Consider the following 518-nt stretch of genomic DNA (forward strand, 5'->3'; position numbering starts at 1 on the left):
CCGTGATCGTCTCTGACGAGGACGCGGTCACCGTGTGATCCTTCGAGTGAACCTCTCACAGCACTCTCGAACGGAGTCATCACGATGACCGCTCCTCATATTGTCGACCCTCACGGCCTGCTCGGTGAAGCCCTGGCCGAAGCCTCCCCGGATCTGATGCGCACGATGCTGCAGACGATCATCAACGAGCTCCTCTCCGCGGACGCCGACGCGGTCGCCGGCGCCGAGTACGGCCGGCCCAGCCCCGACCGGTCTGTCCAGCGCAACGGCTACCGCCATCGCGATCTCGACACCCGCGTCGGCACGATCGACGTCGCCGTCCCCAAGCTCCGCTCTGGCACCTACTTCCCCGAATGGCTGCTCGAGCGTCGCAAACGCGCTGAATCCGCCCTGATCACTGTGGTCGCGGACTGCTATCTCGCCGGGGTCTCCACTCGCCGCATGGACAAGCTGGTGAAGACCCTCGGCATCAACTCGCTCTCGAAGTCCCAGGTCAGCCGCATGGCAGTCGATCTCGA

1 protein-coding gene is annotated in these 518 nt (G+C 64.9%); it reads left to right on the top strand.

Annotated elements, in window-relative coordinates:
• Positions 1-84: 84 nt before the first annotated feature.
• On the top strand, positions 85-518 hold a 434-nt coding region (locus INT49_RS20915; protein WP_193119642.1), incomplete at its 3' end, for a transposase.

This window comes from Brachybacterium tyrofermentans, assembly GCF_014897585.1.
GTDB lineage: Bacteria > Actinomycetota > Actinomycetes > Actinomycetales > Dermabacteraceae > Brachybacterium > Brachybacterium tyrofermentans.